The sequence below is a fragment of the Hydrogenophaga sp. genome, from assembly GCF_036675665.1.
GTDB lineage: Bacteria > Pseudomonadota > Gammaproteobacteria > Burkholderiales > Burkholderiaceae_C > Hydrogenophaga.
This window is the reverse complement of record NZ_JAKFEO010000077.1, coordinates 14,882-30,184: the sequence shown is the minus strand read 5'-3', so window position 1 is coordinate 30,184 and position 15,303 is coordinate 14,882. Positions and strand designations below refer to the sequence as shown.

16 protein-coding genes are annotated in these 15,303 nt (G+C 65.1%); 4 read left to right on the top strand and 12 right to left on the bottom strand.

Features of this window, described 5'->3' with window-relative positions:
• The coding region (aceA, locus tag V6M63_RS19255; protein ID WP_332744487.1) for an isocitrate lyase at positions 1-1,225 on the bottom strand (1,225 nt) is incomplete at its 3' end.
• A 329-nt stretch (positions 1,226-1,554) separates the two neighbouring features.
• Between aceA and V6M63_RS19250 the strand changes: the two genes are divergently transcribed.
• Positions 1,555-2,493 (top strand): DMT family transporter, encoded by a 939-nt coding sequence (locus tag V6M63_RS19250; protein ID WP_332744485.1) that lies wholly within the window; start codon positions 1,555-1,557, stop codon positions 2,491-2,493.
• A 1-nt stretch (position 2,494) separates the two neighbouring features.
• Here V6M63_RS19250 and V6M63_RS19245 read toward each other — a convergent pair whose 3' ends face one another.
• Complete coding sequence (locus V6M63_RS19245) at positions 2,495-3,166, bottom strand: sulfite exporter TauE/SafE family protein (protein ID WP_332744483.1); 672 nt, start codon at positions 3,164-3,166, stop codon at positions 2,495-2,497.
• 19 nt (positions 3,167-3,185) lie between these two features.
• A complete protein-coding gene (hemN, locus tag V6M63_RS19240) occupies positions 3,186-4,565 on the bottom strand; it encodes an oxygen-independent coproporphyrinogen III oxidase (RefSeq protein ID WP_332744481.1) in 1,380 nt (459 codons plus the stop codon).
• Between the two features lie 146 nt (positions 4,566-4,711).
• Here hemN and fnr point away from each other — a divergent pair, with 146 nt between their 5' ends.
• Complete coding sequence (gene fnr, locus V6M63_RS19235) at positions 4,712-5,431, top strand: fumarate/nitrate reduction transcriptional regulator Fnr (RefSeq protein ID WP_332744479.1); 720 nt, start codon at positions 4,712-4,714, stop codon at positions 5,429-5,431.
• A gap of 37 nt (positions 5,432-5,468) precedes the next feature.
• Here fnr and V6M63_RS19230 read toward each other — a convergent pair whose 3' ends face one another.
• The 9 genes from V6M63_RS19230 to V6M63_RS19190 all read right to left on the bottom strand — a co-directional run bounded on the left by V6M63_RS19230 (position 5,469) and on the right by V6M63_RS19190 (position 13,317).
• Positions 5,469-5,705: a hypothetical protein gene (locus V6M63_RS19230; RefSeq protein WP_332744477.1), complete on the bottom strand. Its 237-nt coding sequence runs from the start codon at positions 5,703-5,705 to the stop codon at positions 5,469-5,471.
• A gap of 31 nt (positions 5,706-5,736) precedes the next feature.
• On the bottom strand, positions 5,737-6,024 hold the full coding sequence (locus V6M63_RS19225) for a hypothetical protein (RefSeq protein ID WP_291081646.1): 288 nt from the start codon (positions 6,022-6,024) through the stop codon (positions 5,737-5,739).
• A gap of 24 nt (positions 6,025-6,048) precedes the next feature.
• Complete coding sequence (gene ccoG / locus V6M63_RS19220) at positions 6,049-7,500, bottom strand: cytochrome c oxidase accessory protein CcoG (protein WP_442909618.1); 1,452 nt, start codon at positions 7,498-7,500, stop codon at positions 6,049-6,051.
• 6 nt (positions 7,501-7,506) lie between these two features.
• Positions 7,507-8,424, bottom strand: a complete 918-nt coding sequence (gene ccoP / locus V6M63_RS19215; protein ID WP_332744473.1) for a cytochrome-c oxidase, cbb3-type subunit III — start codon at positions 8,422-8,424, stop codon at positions 7,507-7,509.
• Between the two features lie 33 nt (positions 8,425-8,457).
• Positions 8,458-8,595, bottom strand: a complete 138-nt coding sequence (locus tag V6M63_RS19210; protein ID WP_332744471.1) for a cbb3-type cytochrome oxidase subunit 3 — start codon at positions 8,593-8,595, stop codon at positions 8,458-8,460.
• A 16-nt stretch (positions 8,596-8,611) separates the two neighbouring features.
• The gene (ccoO, locus tag V6M63_RS19205; RefSeq protein ID WP_332744469.1) at positions 8,612-9,238 is read right to left on the bottom strand and encodes a cytochrome-c oxidase, cbb3-type subunit II; all 627 of its coding nucleotides are present in this window, start codon (positions 9,236-9,238) and stop codon (positions 8,612-8,614) included.
• Positions 9,239-9,248: 10 nt separating this feature from the next.
• A complete protein-coding gene (ccoN, locus tag V6M63_RS19200; RefSeq protein ID WP_332744467.1) occupies positions 9,249-10,694 on the bottom strand; it encodes a cytochrome-c oxidase, cbb3-type subunit I in 1,446 nt (481 codons plus the stop codon).
• A gap of 79 nt (positions 10,695-10,773) precedes the next feature.
• A complete protein-coding gene (gene ccoS, locus V6M63_RS19195; protein WP_332744465.1) occupies positions 10,774-10,911 on the bottom strand; it encodes a cbb3-type cytochrome oxidase assembly protein CcoS in 138 nt (45 codons plus the stop codon).
• Between the two features lie 42 nt (positions 10,912-10,953).
• Complete coding sequence (locus V6M63_RS19190; RefSeq protein WP_332744463.1) at positions 10,954-13,317, bottom strand: heavy metal translocating P-type ATPase; 2,364 nt, start codon at positions 13,315-13,317, stop codon at positions 10,954-10,956.
• 109 nt (positions 13,318-13,426) lie between these two features.
• Here V6M63_RS19190 and V6M63_RS19185 point away from each other — a divergent pair, with 109 nt between their 5' ends.
• Both V6M63_RS19185 and V6M63_RS19180 read left to right on the top strand, forming a co-directional pair.
• Positions 13,427-13,870, top strand: coding sequence for a universal stress protein (locus V6M63_RS19185; protein WP_332744461.1), 444 nt, complete (start codon positions 13,427-13,429; stop codon positions 13,868-13,870).
• A gap of 67 nt (positions 13,871-13,937) precedes the next feature.
• Positions 13,938-15,299, top strand: a complete 1,362-nt coding sequence (locus V6M63_RS19180; protein ID WP_332744459.1) for an MATE family efflux transporter — start codon at positions 13,938-13,940, stop codon at positions 15,297-15,299.
• Positions 15,300-15,303 lie beyond the last annotated feature (4 nt).

Sequence of the window (15,303 nt, the reverse complement as noted above, 5' to 3'; positions counted from 1 at the left end):
GCTGGTGCGACACGAAGGTGTAGCCCTTGTCGCGTGCGGCGAATTCGGGTTCCTGCACCATCTCGGTGTAGTGCTTCATGCCTTCGCCGCGGGCGTAGGCGTGGGCGAACTGGAAGGTGTTGAACCAGTTGATGTGGATGCCGGCCAGCGTGATGAACTGGTACTTGTAGCCCAGCGCGGCCAGGTCTTCCTGGAACGAGGCGATCTGCTTGTCGTTGAGGTTCTTCTTCCAGTTGAACGAAGGCGAGCAGTTGTACGACAGCAGCTTGCCCGGGCAAGCTGCCTGCACGGCCTGGGCGAATTCGCGGGCGAAGCCGATGTCGGGCACGCCGGTCTCGCACCACACCAGGTCGGCGTAGGGGGCGTAGGCGATGCCGCGACTGATGGCTTGCTCCAGGCCGTTCTTCACGCGGTAGAAGCCCTCTTGCGTGCGCTCGCCGGTCAGGAAGGGCTTGTCATTGGCGTCGTGGTCGCTGGTGATCAGGTTGGCGGCTTCGGCGTCGGTGCGGGCCAGCACGATGGTGGACACGCCCATCACGTCGGCGGCGAAGCGCGCGGCGATCAGCTTCTCGCAAGCCTCTTGCGTGGGCACAAGCACCTTGCCACCCATGTGGCCGCACTTCTTCACGGCGGCCAACTGGTCTTCGAAGTGCACACCGGCGGCACCGGCGGCAATCATGTTCTTCATCAGTTCGAACGCGTTCAACACGCCGCCGAAACCGGCTTCGGCGTCGGCCACGATCGGCAGGAAGTAGTCGATGAACTCCGGGCTGCCCGGCTCGATGCCACGGCCCCACTGGATTTCGTCAGCGCGCTTGAAGGTGTTGTTGATGCGGCGAACCATGGTGGGCACCGAGTCGTAGGCATACAGCGACTGGTCGGGGTACATGGTCTCGGAGGTGTTGCCGTCAGCGGCCACTTGCCAGCCCGACAGGTACACGGCTTCCAGACCGGCTTTGGCTTGCTGCATGGCCTGGCCGGCGGAGATCGCGCCGAACGCGTTGACGTAGCCCTTCTTGGAGCCGCCGTTCACCTTGTCCCACAGCTTTTCGGCGCCACGCTTGGCCAGCGTGTGCTCGATCTGCATGCTGCCGCGCAGGCGCACGACGTCGGCGGCGGAGTAACCGCGCTTCACGCCCTTCCAACGCGGGTTGGTGGCCCAGTCTTTTTCCAGGGCTTCGATTTGCTGCTGGCGGCTCAGTTGCTCGGTCAGGGATTGAGGCATGGGGATACTCCGTGAGGTTGATGGAACAGGGGCGGCTTCGGGGTTGTGCAAGCCTTCTTGCAGCGCCGCAGCCAGTGCCTTCACTTTAAGTCTTATAGAAGACTTTTGAAAGCTCTTATGTCTTATATAAGAGAAAAACTTTTTCTTTGTTTATCAACGGTATTTTCTTGATTTTTCTCAATGTGGAAAACAGTTTCTTGTATTGAGAAATTTTTCCGCACCGCAACATTCTTTGATTTCACAATAAGAAATCACCTTCCCTCATCCCGAAAAGTGGCGCCGCCTGCGCTTCGGGCATGATCCAGCCCACTTCTGAATCGACCGGTCTCGTGAATCCCATCCCTCCCCTGAACCGCTGGTGGGCCTATGCCAGCCTCGCGCTGAGCATGTCGCTCGTGGGCAGCTACGTGGCCCTGTCCAAGCCACTGGTGCTCGTATTTCCCATCTTCCTGCTGGCCTGGCTTCGTTTCGGCATTGGTGGGCTGGCCATGGGGCGCTGGTTGAAGAAGCCGCCGGGCGAGCCACCCATCACGCCGCACACGCGCTGGCTGCTGTTCCTCGAATCGTTCCTGGGCAACTTCCTGTTTTCCATCTGCATGCTGTTTGGCGTGAGCATGACCACGGCCGTGGCGGCCGGCGTGGTGATGTCGTCCATTCCGGCGGTGGTGGCGGTGCTGAGCTGGATCTTCCTGCGCGAGCGCATCGGGTGGCGCAGCGCGGCGGGCATCGCATGCGCGGCCATCGGCATTGGCCTGTTTTCGCTGCAGAAGGTTGACGGCGGTGTGGCGGTGGACACCAGCGGCCCGTTCGGCATCAGCCGCGCGCTGCTGGGCAACGTGCTGGTGTTCGCAGCGGTGGTGTGCGAAGCGTCTTACGTGGTGATTGGCAAGCGCCTCACCGAAGGTCTGGGCCCCAAACGCATCTCGGCCATCATCAATCTGTGGGGCTTTGCACTGGTCACGCCGCTGGGCCTGTGGGCAGCGTGGTCGTTCGACTTCGGCACCGTGAGCTTGCCGATCTGGACCCTGCTGGTGTTCTATGCGCTGGCGGCCAGCGTGTGGACGGTGTGGCTGTGGATGACCGGGCTGAAGACGGTTCCGGCCTCACAGGCGGGCGTGTTCACCGTCATGCTGCCGGTGAGCGCCGCGGCCATTGGCGTGCTGTTCATGGGCGAGCGGCTCAGCCCGGTTCAGATGATCGCGTTTGGCATTGCGCTGCTTGGACTGGTGCTGGCCACCCTGCCCGATCGCAACGCCAAACCGGCCTGATTCAAAGACACCAAAGTCCCGTGGGCTGGGTGACGCCCATCCACAGCGCCCAGCCGGAAGTCACCGCCAGCGCCAACCCGGCCAGCCGGATGCCCCAGGCGCCCGATCGCGCGCCGTTCAGCCGCAGCAGAAGCCACGGAGCGGCGGTCAACGAGATCGAGGTGCCGATGGAGAACAGCGCCATGATCGCGGCGCCCTCCAGTGCGTTGGCCGATAGCGACGCCACCAGCAGCGCCGAGTACAACAAACCGCAAGGCATCAATGCCCAAGCCACGCCCAGCACCACCGGCGCGCGTTGGCCCATGGACATGAACACCGGACGTGCCTTGCGCCAGATGGTCTGACCCATGCTCTCGATCCAGGCCGGCTGGCGCGCACGCCACAGCAGCGTCATGCCCAGCAGCAAGGCCGCCACATGGAACGAGGTCCACACCGGGCGGATGACCGTCGTGTTGGTGCCCAGCCAGGCCAGGCCTTGCACCGAGCCCGCCGCGAAAGCACCGAACAGCGCGTAGCCGACCATGCGGCTGACCTGAAAGGTCCACAGCGCCTGGGTGCTGCGCGCACCCGCGGCGCGGCTGATACCGGCGCAGGCCGCACCGCACATGGCCACGCAGTGGGGGCCACCCACCACGCCCATGAACAGGGCCGTGATCGCCATCGAGGTTTGCATGGGGTCAATGTAGTGCAGCTCAGATGATCTTGGAGAACCGCGCTCGATCCTGGTCCACCCTCAGGTATTTGTCGAACACCATGGCGATGGCACGCACCAGGTACCAGCCGGCCTCGGTCACCTGCAGGCCGGCCTTGTCCAGGCGCACCAGCCCGTGCTCGGCCAGGCCCTCAAGGATCTCCAGCTCGCGCGCGAAATAGCCCCTGAAATCGATCAGGTGTCCGAGCTCGATCGACTCGAACTGCAGCTCGCCCTGGCACATCAATGACATGATCACCGAGCGGCGCAGCAGGTCGTCGCGCGTCAGCGCCAGGCCGCGCACGATCGGCAGACGGCCCTGGTCGAGCAGGTCGCGGTACTCCTCCAGCGTCTTGGCGTTCTGGCTGTAGGTGGCACCGATGCGACCAATGGCCGAGACACCGAGCGCAATCAGATCGCAGTCGGGCTGGGTGCTGTAGCCCTGGAAGTTGCGGTGCAGCCTGCCCTGGCGCTTGGCCACGGCCAAGGCGTCGGTGGGCAGGGCGAAATGATCCATGCCCACGTACACATAGCCAGCGTCCTGCAATGCATCGAGCGAAGCCGACAGCATGGACAGCTTGGCGCTGCCGCTGGGCAGCTCGGCGGCGACGATGCGCCGCTGCGGCTTGAAGCGCGAGGGCAGGTGCGCATAGGCGTAGAGCGCGATGCGGTCGGGCCGCAACTCGTTGACCTGCGCGAGCGTGCGCGCGAACGACTCCGGCGTCTGCATGGGCAGGCCGTAGATCAGGTCGACATTGATCGATTCGAACCCGATGCGCCGTGCAGCAGCCACCAGGGCAAATACCTGCTCCGCGGGCTGGAGGCGGTGCACCGCCTTTTGCACCGTGGGGTCGAAGTCCTGCACGCCGAAGCTCAGGCGGTTGAAGCCCAGACGCGCCAGCGCGCGCAGGCGCTCTTCAGTCACGGTGCGCGGATCCACCTCGATCGAATACTCGCCGCCCGGCACCAGCGTGAAATGCGAGCGCAGCATGCTCATGAGGTCTTCAAGCTCGCTGTCCGACAGGAAGGTCGGTGTGCCGCCGCCCAGATGCAGCTGCGACACGTTCTGGCCCGAGCCGACATGTGCCACCTGCAACTCCACCTCAAGCGCGAGGTAGCGCAGGTACTCGGCGGCGCGTTCGTGGTGCCTGGTGATCACCTTGTTGCAGGCGCAGTAGTAGCAGACCGATTCGCAGAACGGAATGTGCACATACAGCGAGAGCGGCAGCGCCATCGATCCCACCTTGCGCTGCTCGAGCGCCTGAACGTAGTCCTGCTGGGTGAAAGCTTCAACGAAGCGGTCGGCGGTGGGGTACGAGGTGTAGCGCGGTCCGGGTATGTCGAACCGGCGAAGCAGGTCGTCGGAAATGGTGTGGCTCACGGGTGTCTCCCAATCAATGAGGCCACTGTGCAGCACGACGGCGTTGCGCCCCTTGATCTTCATCAACAGGCGGTACGGCGGGCGGCTTTGCTCATCAACACCCCACGGGGGTATGCTGTCACCTGTCACACATTCCTGGATTCTGTATGGACGCCCACTCGATCAAAGTTGCCTGCTCCAGCTGCAACCTGCGCGAACTCTGTTTGCCCATGGGTTTGAACCCCGAGGAGATGGACAAGCTGGACCGCGTGATTTCCACCCGCAAACGCATCAAACGCGGTCAATCGCTCTTCAACGTGGGAGACAAGTTCACCTCTCTCTACGCCGTGCGCTCGGGCTTCTTCAAGACCTGCGTCACCACCGCCGACGGCCGCGACCAGGTGACCGGCTTTCAGATGACGGGCGAGATCATCGGCATGGACGGCATCGTGAGCGACCACCACTCCTGCGACGCCGTCGCGCTGGAAGACGCCGAGGTCTGCATCATGCCGTTCGACCAGGTTGAGGAACTCTCACGCGAGTTCACCACGCTGCAGCACCATGTGCACAAAATCCTGAGCCGCGAGATCGTGCGCGAGCATGGCGTGATGCTCCTGTTGGGCAGCATGCGGGCCGAGGAACGGCTGGCCGCCTTCCTGCTCAACCTGGTGCAGCGCCTGCACGCACGCGGGTTCTCGCAGTCCGAATTCGTGCTGCGCATGACACGCGAGGAGATCGGCAGCTACCTGGGCATGAAACTGGAGACCGTGAGCCGCACGTTCTCCAAGTTCGTGGAGGACGGCATCATCGATGTGAAGCAGCGCTACGTGCACATCAAGAACGTTGACGGATTGCGCCAGATCGTCAACCCGCAGACCTGTTCATAGAGCCCCCACGCTCCGCCGCGGCCCGGCGGCGGATCGTTCAGCGGTTGATTTCCGACGAAGGAAGGGTGAGCAGCGTGGTCAACGCACTCGACGCCACTGTCAACCCCCAGAACACGAAAAACGCCAGCGTGTAGACCGCTTCGCGCGAGAGTGCCAGCGGCGAGCCGAACCAGTGCAGGTCGCTCGGATCCACCAGCGCAAACACGATCATCTCCAGCACGGCTGCCACCAGAAAGGCGGGCCATGCAATCCACATCAGGCGTTTTCCCCACATGGGCTGGTCTCCCCGTTGTTGTGGTGACGGCTCACTGGGCCGGGATCACCGGCGAGGCAGCGTTGTTGCGCGCCTGATGGGCCGGCTGCAGCTTGGCCAGCGCGTCGATGCGGGCCTGGCCTTGCAGGGCATGGGCGGCCTTGAAGTCGCGCTGGTAGTCGGCCTTGTTGAGCACCGGGTCGGCACCGTTGATGGCGAAGAAGGCGGCGGTCAGGCTGGCCGCCACGCCCACCAGCGGCGCCCCCACCACCAGCCACATCTGCGGGGTGCGCCACCAGGCAGGGGCCGGGGCGGTCGTCATGGCATGGGATGAACTCATGGAAATCTCCTGAAAAGGGCTGGGTCAACGCGGCACGAGGAAGGCGGCCTTTTCGGTCACGCTGGCCACGTCGTCGCCGGTGGAACTGATGTCGAACTGGATCGGGTGTGAGCCGGTTTGCGCAGTGCCGGGCGGGATCTGAACCCGCACCGCGGCCGATCGCACCTCGGTGGGCAACACCTCGATCTCGGTGACCGGGTCCAGCGTGATGCCCGGCAAGCCAGAGACCGTGATGGCGTAGCGCTGCGTCTTTTCGGTGGCGTTCATGATCTGCAGGCGGTACACGTTTTCGATGCGGCCCTGCTCCACCATGCGCGCCAGCGATCCGCGGTCGCGCATCACGTCCACCCGCAGGGGCGTTCGCATGAACAGGCTCATACCCACCGCGGCGGTGATGGTCAACAGAATGGCCGAGTACACCAGCACACGCGGGCGCATGGCGCGCTGCAGCATCTGCTTCGTGTCCCAGCCTTGCGCCATGCCGTTCTGGGTTGAAAACCTGATGAGACCACGCGGGTAGCCGACCTTGTCCATCACGTCATCACACACGTCGACGCAGGCCGCGCAACCGATGCACTCGTACTGCAGGCCCTTGCGGATGTCGATGCCGGTGGGGCAGACCTGCACGCACAGGGTGCAGTCCACACACGAGCCCAGACCCAGCGCCACCGGGTCGGCCTTCTTCGAGCGCGGACCACGCGGCTCGCCACGCTTCTCGTCGTAGGTCACGATCATCGTGTCCTTGTCGAACATCGCGCTCTGGAAACGCGCGTAGGGGCACATGTACTTGCACACCTGCTCCCGCAGGAAGCCGGCGTTGCCGTAGGTGGCGAAGCCGTAGAAGAAGATCCAGAAGGTCTGCCAGGGCCCGAGCGAGGCGGCCAGGGACAGGGCAGCGAGCTCGCGGATGGGCGTGAAGTAGCCGACGAAGGTGAAGCCTGTCCACAGCGCAAAGGCGATCCACAGCACCTGCTTGAGCACGCGCTTGCCCAGCTTGGATGCCGACATGCCGGCTGCGTCCAGCCGCAGGCGCGCCGAGCGGTCGCCCTCCACCTTCTTTTCGATCCACAGGAAGATCTCGGTGTAGACCGTCTGCGGGCAGGCAAAGCCGCACCACAGCCGCCCCGCCACCGCGGTGAACAGGAACAGCGAGAGCGCCGAGATCACCAGCAGGCCCGTGAGGTAGATGAAGTCCTGCGGGTAGAGCACCAGACTGAAGATGTAGAAGCGGCGCACCTCCAGATCGAACAACACGGCCTGGCGCGCATTCCACTCCAGCCAGGGCAGACCGTAAAAAACGATCTGCGTGATCCACACCATGAGCCAGCGCCAGTTGGAGAACACACCCGAGACCGAGCGCGGATGGATCTTCTGGCTGGCCGCGTACAGCGACACCATCGTCTCGTCGTCCACCGCTGCGGGCACGATGGGAATGACGGTGGCTGAAGGCTTGGTGGTGGACACGGGTGGTTTCAACCGGACTCAGTTGGCCGCAGCCGGCGGCTTGTTGGACATGCCCCAGACGTACGCGGTCAACACGTGGATCTGGTCGGCGTTGAGCTTGGCCGCCTGCGCCGGCATCTGGTTGGTGAAACCATTGGTCACGGCGCGCGTGATGGCTTCTTCGCCCCAGCCATGCAGCCAGATGCCGTCGGTCAGGTTGGGTGCACCCAGCGCGGTGTTGCCCTTGCCATCGGCGCCGTGGCAGGCGGCACACACGGCGAACTTGGCACGGCCTTGTGATGCGCGCACCGAGTCGTGCGGCGTGGCCGACAGGCTCAAGACATAGTGGGCCACGTTGCGAACGTCATCGGGCGTGCCCACGGCAGCGGCCAGGGGCGGCATCATGCCGATGCGGCCTTGCGTGAGCGTGGTCTTGATGGCGGCGGGGTCGCCGCCGTGCAGCCAGTCACCGTCGGTGAGGTTGGGAAAGCTGCGGGCGCCACGCGCGTCCGAGCCATGGCACTGCGCGCAGTTGTTCATGTACAGCCGCTCGCCCACCGCCATGGCCGGCGCGTCACCGGCCAGTTGCTCGGGCGAGAGGCCGTTGAAACGCGCGTAGATGGGTGCGATGTCCTTCTGCGCCTTGTCCACCTCAGCCTGGTGCTGGCCTTGCGACGTCCAACCCAGCAGACCCTGGTATTTGCCGAAGGTGGGGTACAGCACGCCGTAGACCAGCGCAAAGATCACCGTGATGACGAACAGGTACACCCACCAGCGTGGCAGGGGGTTGTTCATCTCTTGCAGGTCCTCGTCCCACACGTGGCCGGTGGTGTTGTCGGCCCGGGCCTTGACCTTGGTCGTACCGCTGATCCAGAGCAGGACTGCGCAGGCCAGGATGCTGACCAGGGTCAGCCCAGCCACATACCAGGACCAGAATTCGCTGGTGAAATCACTCATGATGTTTCTCTTGTTCTGACGGGTTCGCGGGGTTCATTCGTCCTGAAAAGGCAGTTGCGCTGCCTCATCGAAGCGGTCCTTGTTCCGCTTGGACCAGGCCCAGGCCACGATGCCCAGGAAGGTCAGCATGCTGACCACGGTGACGATGCTGCGCAGGTCGTTGATGTCCATGGTGTCCTCCGTGGGTTCACTTGATCGCGGTGCCGAGCACCTGCAGGTAGGCCACCACCGCGTCGAGCTCGCTTTTGCCCTTCACGTCGGCCATGGACGCTGCGATCTCGTCGTCGGTGTAGGGCGCGCCCAATGTGCGCAGCACCTCCATGCGCCGGGGAACACCGGCCTCCTTGACCACATTCTTCTCAAGCCACGGGTAGGCCGGCATGTTCGACTCGGGCACCAGATCGCGCGGGTTGATCAGGTGGGCGCGGTGCCACTCGTCGCTGTAGCGCCCGCCCACGCGGTGCAGGTCGGGCCCGGTGCGCTTGCTGCCCCACTGGAAGGGTCGGTCGTACACGAATTCACCCGCCAGCGAGTAGTGGCCATAACGCAGCGTCTCGGCTTGCAGCGGCCGGATCATCTGCGAGTGGCAGTTGTAGCAACCTTCTCGCACGTAGATGTCGCGCCCGACGATCTGCAGCGCGGTGTAGGGCTTGAGACCCTCCACCGGCTGGGTGGTGGACTTCTGGAAGAACAGTGGAACGATCTCCACCAGTCCACCCACCGCGATCACCAGCACGATGAGCACGATCATCAGGAAGTTGTTGGTCTCGATCCGCTCGTGGGTGAAACCCTGGACTTTGTCTTGGTTGGCCATGGTGTTGTCCTCAGGCGTGGGCAGGGTTGATGGCGGGTATGCGCACCTCGGGCACCTGTCCGTTGCGGGCTGTCATGAACGTGTTCCACAACATCACCAGCATGCCGCCCAGGTAGAGCAGTCCGCCGAGCAGCCGGATCACGTAGAAGGGGAAGGTGGCCTTCACCGACTCCACGAAGGTGTAGGTCAGGCTGCCGTCGGGGTTGACCGAGCGCCACATCAGGCCCTGCATCACACCGGCAATCCACATCGCGGCGATGTAGAGCACGATGCCGATGGTGGCGACCCAGAAATGGATTTCGATGGCCGGCACCGAATACATCTTCTTCTGGCCGTACAGACGTGGAATCAGGTAGTACATGGAGCCCATGGTCACCAGGCCCACCCAGCCCAGGGCGCCGCTGTGCACGTGGCCCACGGTCCAGTCGGTGTAGTGGCTCAGTGCGTTGACCGTCTTGATCGACATCATCGGACCTTCAAAGGTCGACATGCCGTAGAACGAGAGCGAGACGATCAGGAAGCGCAGGATCGGGTCGTCGCGCAGTTTGTGCCAGGCGCCCGAGAGCGTCATGATGCCGTTGATCATGCCGCCCCAGCTGGGCGCGAGCAGGATGAGCGAGAACACCATGCCCACCGATTGTGTCCAGTCGGGCAGCGCGGTGTAGTGCAGGTGGTGCGGGCCGGCCCACATGTAGGTGAAGATCAGGGCCCAGAAGTGCACGATGGACAAGCGGTAGCTGTACACCGGCCGCTCGGCCTGCTTCGGAATGAAGTAATACATCATCCCGAGGAAGCCCGCGGTGAGGAAAAAGCCCACCGCGTTGTGACCGTACCACCACTGAACCATGGCGTCCTGCACGCCGGCGTAGGCCGAGTAGGACTTGAAGCCGTCCACCGGAAGCGCCGCGCTGTTGACGATGTGCAGCATGGCCACGGCCAGGATGAAGGAGCCGAAGAACCAATTGGCCACGTAGATGTGGCGCACCTTGCGTTTGCCGATGGTGCCGAAGAACACCACCGCGTAGGCCACCCAGACCACCGCGATCAGGATGTCGATCGGCCATTCGAGTTCGGCGTATTCCTTACCCTGTGTCAGACCCAGTGGCAGCGTGATCGCGGCCAGCACGATCACCAGTTGCCAACCCCAGAAGGTGAAGGCTGCCAGGCCATCGGAGAAGATGCGCGTCTGGCAGGTGCGCTGCACCACGTAGTAGCTGGAGGCAAAGAGCCCGCAGCCACCGAAGGCAAAGATCACCGCGTTGGTGTGCAGCGGCCGCAAGCGGCCATAAGACAACCACTCGATGCCCAGATTGAGCTCGGGCCAGGTGAGCTGGGCCGCGATGATCACGCCCACCAGCATGCCCACCACCCCCCACACCACCGTCATGATGGCGAACTGCCGCACCACTTTGTCGTTGTAGACCGCCGACTGGCTGGCCTTGTTTGTCACGGACATGCTGAAACTCCTCACAAATGTCACTGGCTGAAGTGTCTTGCGCGTGGGAGCGCGGCGCCTTGACCTACATCAAGCGGGCTCAATCGTTCTTGAGAATCCGCTCACCTTCGCGCTCGATGTTGTCGAACTGCCCGGCCTGCAAGGCCCACCAGAACACGCCGATGATTCCGAACACGAGCAGCACGGAGAGCGGGATCAGCAGATAGAGAATGTCCATGGTGGGCGGGCTCTCGAAATCGTTGGAAAGGTTCGGTCCATGCTACGCCGTTGCGGGCGCAGCAACCGGATGGGCTGGCGAGGAATCGGGGGTCTTTCCAGCCAGGCGCAGGGCGTTGCCGATCACCAGCAACGAGCTGCCCGCCATGCCCAGGCCGGCCAGCCAGGGCGGCATCCAGCCCACCAGGGCCAGCGGCACGGCCACCACGTTGTAGGCCGCCGCCCAGATGAGGTTCTGCCGCACCACGCGCAGCGTGGCGCGGGCCTGAGTGAGCGTGTGCACCACGTCCATCACCTGACCGCCCTGGATCACGTAGTCGGACTGGGCCTGGGCCAGCGGCGCGGCCCGGCCCAGCGCGAACGAGGTGTCAGCGCGCGCGAGCACCGGGCCGTCGTTGAGGCCGTCACCCACCATGGCGATCTTCAGGCCCTGTGCTTGCAGACGGGTCACGTCCACCAGCTTCTGCTCGGGTGTGGCGCTGGCGATCACGTGGTCCACCCCCACCGCCTGACCCACCGCCTCGGCGGCCGCCGCGCGGTCACCCGAGAGCAGCCAGGTGCGCACGCCCAGCGCGCGCAGCGCCTGCACCGCTTCGCGGGCGTCTTCGCGCAGGGCTTCTTCCAGCGTGAAGCTGGCCATCCAGCCGGCGTCGTCGCTCAGGTGGGCGCGCGGTGCGTCCTCGGGTGCGCCCGGTCCAGGTGCACCGCAGAACGCGGCGGAACCCAGCCGCGCGCCGGTGCCGTCGGGCAGGCGGGCTTGCATACCCTGCCCGGCCACTTCGGTCACATCCATCAGTTGCAAGCCCGACCCGTGACTGGCCAGCGCACGGGAGACCGGGTGCAGCGAGCCCGCCGCCAGCGCGCCCGCCAGGGCCAGCGCCTGCTCGCGGCTCACGCCCGCGCGCGTGCTCACCTCACGCAACTCCAGCCGGTCGTGGGTGAGCGTGCCAGTCTTGTCGAACACCACGGCGTTGATGCCGGCCAAGGTCTCGAACGCCTGCAGCCGGCGCACCAGCACGCCGCGGCGCGCCAGCGCGCCGGCCGAACTCAGCATGGCCGCCGGTGTGGCCAGCGACAGCGCACACGGGCAGGTGACGATGAGCACCGCCACCGCCACCGCAAGCGCCCGGGTGTGATCGATCTGCCACCAATAGACACCGGCCACCGCCGCTGCCAGCAACACCAACACCAGAAACGGCGCGGCGACGCGGTCGGCCAGGATGGCCAGGCGCGGCTTCTCGGTGGAGGCCTGCTCCATCAGCCTGACGATCTGGGCAAAGCGCGTGTCGCGCCCCACCTGGGTCACGCGCATGCGCACCGGGCCACCCAGGTTGAAGCTGCCCGCCACCACGCCCTGCCCTTGCGCGCGGGTCACCGGGCGTGATTCGCCGGTGAGCAAGGCCTCGTCCACCGTCGCGCGCTCGCTCAGCAGTTCACCGTCGGCCGGAAAAGCCTGCCCGGCCTGCACCCGCACCACATCGCCCACCACCAGACGGCGGATCGACACGGTCTCCAGTCCCGTCACGCTCTCGCGCTCGCAGACCTCGGGCAGGCGGTTCATCAGACTGTCGAGTGCGCCGGCTGTGCGATCGCGCGCCTTGAACTCCAGATAACGCCCGCCGAGCAGGAAGAACACAAACATGGTCAGCGAATCGAACCAGACTTCCGCGCCCCAAGGGCCGCTGGGGTCGAAGGTGGCGGCCGAGCTCACCAGGAAGGTGACGAGAATGCCGATGGACACCGGTGTGTCCATGCCCACGCGGCCGTGCTTCAGGTCGCGCCAGGCGCTCTCGAAAAACGGGCCGCTGGCGAAGAACACCACCGGCAGGCTGATCACCCAGCTCGCCCAGCGCAGCAGTTGGTCGATGTCGGCCGGGATCTCGCCGGGCTCGGTCACATACGCGGGCCATGCGTACATCATCACCTGCATCATGCAGAAGCCCGCCACGAACAGGCGCCACAAGCCCTGGCGCGTCTCGCGCAGGCGCTCGCTGATGCCCAAGGCCTGCTGCATGGGCAGCAAGCGGTAACCGCGCTCGCCCACCACCTGCGCCAGGGCCGACATGCGGGTGGCCCGCGGATCCCAGCGCAGCGTGAGCCGGCGCGTGGCCGCGTGCACGCGCGCCTGCACCACCCCCGGCAGGCCCTGCAAAGCCGACTCCACCGTGTCGGCGCAGGCCGCGCAATACATGCCCTGCACCATCAACACCGATTCGGCGACTTCGCCTTCGGTCTGTTCGATGCGCAAGGTGAAGGTCTCCTGCTCCACCGGGTCGTCGAGCACGGCGAAGTTGTCGGTGACGGTGAGCGGACCCCGGTGGTCGCCCAACCAACTGGCCGCTGGCGGGACAGGGGCGGGGTCGGCGAGCGTGGGCCGCACCGGGAGCGTGGACGCGGCCTGATTCATGGCTGGAGGGTAAGCGGGGTGTTCCTTCATGGGCTTGATCCAAGTCAACCACGAAGCGCTCACCTGCGCTACCCTGTGGGTTCGAACAACAACCTTGAAGGAGCAAGCCATGTACAAGCGCATCCTGGTGGCCACCGACGGCTCCAAACTCTCCAACATGGCGGTGGAGCATGCCCTCACCCTGGCCGATCTGACCGGTGCCGAGGTCGTGGCCCTGAAGGTGATTCCCCGCTATCCGCAAACCTATTTCGAAGGTGGCGTGGCGCTGGCAGCCGCGGAGATCGCGCGCATCGAAGCCCAGTGGAACGAAGAAGCCCTGGCCGTGGTGAACGCGGTGAAATCGGCCGGGCAGCTGCGCGAGGTGAAGGTCAAGCCGGTCACCGTGAAATCAGACCTGATCGCCGAGGCCATCATCGCCACCGCCAAACGCAGCAAATGCGACCTGATCGTGATGGCCTCGCACGGCCGCCGAGGCCTGAAGCGACTCCTGCTGGGCAGCGAGACCCAGCAGGTGCTGACACATTCGCACACGCCCGTTCTCGTGCTGCGATGACTTGACCTCGGCCTCACAGGCCTGAGAGGCCCGGTGTAGAGTGGGCGCGCATTCACGCCCACCCTCCATGCCGCCCTCATCCCACGCCACGCCGACCTTCGTCACCGGCTCCACGCTCAGACACGTCATCAGCATGACCGCCACCGGCTCCATCGGGCTGGCGGCGGTTTTTTTCGTCGACGTGCTCAACCTCTTCTACATCGCGCAGCTCGGGCAGAAGGAGCTGGCGGCGGCGGTGGGGTACGCGGGCACGCTGCTGTTCTTCCTCACCTCGCTGGCCATCGGTCTGTCGATCGCGGCCACGGCATTGGCCTCGCGTGCCCTGGGGCGCGGCGAACGCGAACAAGCCAAGCTGATCGCGGGGGCCTCGCTGGTGCTCATGGCGCTGTTCATGGGTGGCGCCGTTCTGCTGGTCTACCCCTGGCTGGCCGAACTGCTGGCCCTGCTCGGGGCCACGGGCGACACCGGCACGCTGGCGCTGCGCTTCACCCGCTGGGTGCTGCCCTCGGCCGTGCCGCTGGGGCTGGGCATGTGTCTGGCGGCGCTGCTGCGTTCGCTGGGCGATGCACGGCGGGCGATGTTCGTCACGCTGGGCGCAGGTGCCGTCTCGGCCGTGCTCGACCCGTTGTTCATCCTGGTTCTGGGCTGGGGGCTGGACGGCGCGGCCGTGGCCACGGTGCTGGCGCGATGCTCCATGGTGGTCATTGGCGTGAAGGCGCTGCGGGTGCACGGTCTGTTTGCCTGGCCGAATGCTTCGGTGCTGCGCGGCAGCCTCAAGCCGTTCCTGGCCATCGGTGTGCCGGCCGTGCTGACCCAGGTGGCCACACCGGTGGGCAACGCGTTCGTGACCGCGGCCATCGCACCGTTCGGCGACAACGCGGTGGCGGGCTGGGCGGTCATCGTGCGCCTGATCCCGGTGGCCTTTGTGGCCTTGTTCGCGCTCTCGGGCTCGGTGGGACCGATCCTTGGGCAGAACCTCGGCGCCCGAAGGTTCGACCGGCTGCGCAGCACGGTGCGTGACAGCCTGAAGGTGACGCTGGTGTATGTGCTGCTGGTCTGGCTGCTGATGGCCGTGGGCAGCGGCTACATCGCTGACGCGTTCGCCGCGCAAGGCGAAGCACGCGAACTCATCGTGTTCTTCTGCGTGTTCGTGGCCGGCAGCTTTTTCTTCAACGGCGCGCTGTTCGTGGCCAACGCCGCGTTCAACAACCTGGGCTTTGCCTTTTACTCCACCGCGCTCAACTGGGGCCGCGCCACACTGGGCGTGGCGCCTTTCATCTGGATCGGCGCGCAGTGGTTCGGCGCGCGTGGTGTGTTGGCAGGGTACGGTCTGGGTGTGGTGGTGTTTGGCTTGTTGGGGGTGTGGTTGAGTCGGCAGGTGCTTCGGCGGTTGGAACGCGAGTCTTCTCCTGGCCTTGTTTCGCCTTGACTGG